Here is a 2,205-nt window from a genome sequence, read left to right as displayed (position 1 = left end):
ACCACCAAATCAATGCTTTTACAGGCGATGTCGCTATTAAAACTAAATCATTCTACGATAAAACTACGCAACCGATTCGTCAAGTTGTCGAAAATGTTTATAACAAAATAACAGGAAATGATAAAAATCCTCTTTCGCCTAAAGCAAAATTAAGTTGTTATCTTACTACTACTTTAAGTGTTATTGGGATTTGTTTAGGCATCGGGAAAATGGGTAATTGGTTAAAAAAAGGAAAAAACCCCCCTATTAAACAAGGAACGAAAGCGATTATACAAAAGCGAGCGACTTCCCTTAGTGGTAAAATCCTCCGAATCGGTAGTAAAGCTTTAGGACTAGTTTCTTTAGTGGCAACTACTTACGAACTTTATCAATTTTATCGTGAAGAAACCAAAATTTCTAATCCGCCCCAACCATTAACCCAGCAAATAAAAAATCCCCCAACCCTTAACTTACCAACTAATATGAAAGATGAAAAAACAACAATAACTAATCATGATGAGGCGAAAGAAACAATAACTCCAGCAGAAAAAACTCAAGAAGAAAGGGAAACTGGTAACTTGAACAATCCCTGATCAGGGTTCAGTTGATAAACCAACAACTGAACCTACCTTCCTTCCCCAAGAACAACTCCAACAAACACCACTCCTTGGCGAGGAATTCAAAGAAATTACCCCAACACAACAATTAACTCCTGAAGAAACGATGAAAGCCAAAAACTTATTAGAAATTCAACTCCAACAAGAAAAAATTAATAGTTTAACTTTGGAAATTCAAAAAGCCAATTTAGAACACGATTTAACCCAAAAACAAGCCGAATTAGAAAACAACCAAAAACTATCCAAACAAGAAAAAGAAACCCTCCAACAAGAAATTAATCATCGAACTAACCAAATCCGTGCGAAAGAAAACGAAATCTTGACCCAAGATCAAAAGATTAATCAATTAGAAACTGACCTTCACCAAGAAAAAACGATCAACACCGAAAAAGAAACCCAAATTAATCAATTAATCCAACAAATCAACGCCCAAAACCAAATGACTGAACAACTCCAAAACCAACTCCAAGAACAAAAATCCTTAATTGAAGCCAAAAATCAAGAATTAATCACTAATCAAGCTTTATCGGAACAAGCTAAACAAACCCTTCAAAAGGAAATTAACCAATTAACTACTAATTTTCAACAAAAAGAAAAAGAATATCAAGCAACTATCTACCAAAAAGACCAAGAAATCACCCACTTAAACCAAATCATCAACGAACAAGCAAATGAAATTAACCGTTTAAGCGAAGAATTAGAACAACAAATCGATAAATGGGTACAACAAGGTCTACATATTCAAGCGCTCGAAGGAACCATTAAAGCTTTAGAAAACGCCTCTGGTAAATACATCGAAGAAAACGCCGAACTCCGTCATGAAATCAACAAACTTAAAGAACAAATAAAAGAGGAACAAAAAGCCCATGGAGCCATTAAAGTAAATTTAAAAGACAAAAATGATGAATTAATTGAAAAAACAAAAAAATTTGAAGAACTTGATGAAAAAATCAAAGTTCAAGGAAAAACCTATAGTAACGCCATTCGACCCTTTATTAATAAAATTAAAGACGATGTAAACAAACGAGTTGATAAAGTAACTTCTTGGTTCTCAAAATGGTTTTAATGAAAATTCCAAAGGCAAATGTGTTAAAATGTTGATATGTTATCAATTATCCGAAAGGAACTAATCATGTTTAATATTAAAAAAATCATTAAATGGGTTTTGATCATATTAGGATTATTATCATGTTTATTGATCGGTTTTTTGGTTTTAACCGAAATGAACATTATCAAATTACCCGAAACCAAAACAGAAATCCCTAGTATTAAAGAAACTAAATTTGAAAATGTAGAAGAATGGTATGATGATGATAAAAAATGTACCATGATTAAAGCTAAATATATCTTTGATGGCCTTAATGGTATTGGTTATTATCAACAACAAGTTCAAGACAAAAAAGGCAGTTTTAATAATATTTTAACGGCTAAAGAACGCCTCAAAATCCAAAAAGAACCTACTAACCTTGCCAACTACATTAAAGAAGTTTACCCTTTCGACTATTGGAATGACCGCGGACTTGATTATAAAGAAACCTCAATTAATGATTTTAAACATTCTTGGTTTAATAAAGGAATTGACAGTCAATTGGATGCATATATTCGCTTA

Annotated in this window: 3 protein-coding genes and 1 pseudogene; 3 read left to right on the top strand and 1 reads right to left on the bottom strand. The window is 32.4% G+C overall.

Annotation, left to right across the window (positions count from 1 at the left end):
• A partial coding sequence (locus OC698_RS02965) for a hypothetical protein (protein ID WP_304513207.1) occupies positions 1–572 on the top strand: 572 nt, incomplete at its 5' end.
• Here OC698_RS02965 and OC698_RS02960 read toward each other — a convergent pair.
• Entirely contained in the window at positions 573–713 is a 141-nt protein-coding gene (locus tag OC698_RS02960; RefSeq protein WP_304513206.1) for a hypothetical protein, read from the bottom strand.
• On the opposite strand from OC698_RS02960, the gene OC698_RS02955 reads away from it, so the two are divergent.
• Entirely contained in the window at positions 703–1,662 is a 960-nt protein-coding gene (locus tag OC698_RS02955) for a coiled-coil domain-containing protein (protein ID WP_304513205.1), read from the top strand. The genes OC698_RS02960 and OC698_RS02955 overlap by 11 nt on opposite strands.
• 66 nt (positions 1,663–1,728) lie before the next feature.
• Positions 1,729–2,205 (top strand): annotated as a pseudogene (locus tag OC698_RS02950) (effector); the annotation flags it as partial.

Source organism: Candidatus Phytoplasma gossypii, assembly GCF_030586975.1.
GTDB classification, from domain to species: domain Bacteria; phylum Bacillota_I; class Bacilli_A; order Acholeplasmatales; family Acholeplasmataceae; genus Phytoplasma; species Phytoplasma citri.
The sequence above is the reverse complement of the archived record's forward strand: the minus strand, read 5'-3'. Positions and strand labels throughout refer to the sequence as shown.

Excerpts from the sequence above, each read along its gene's own strand:
- OC698_RS02955 (WP_304513205.1), top strand. The coding sequence starts at position 703 with ATGAAAGCCAAAAACTTATTAGAAATTCAACTCCAACAAGAAAAAATT.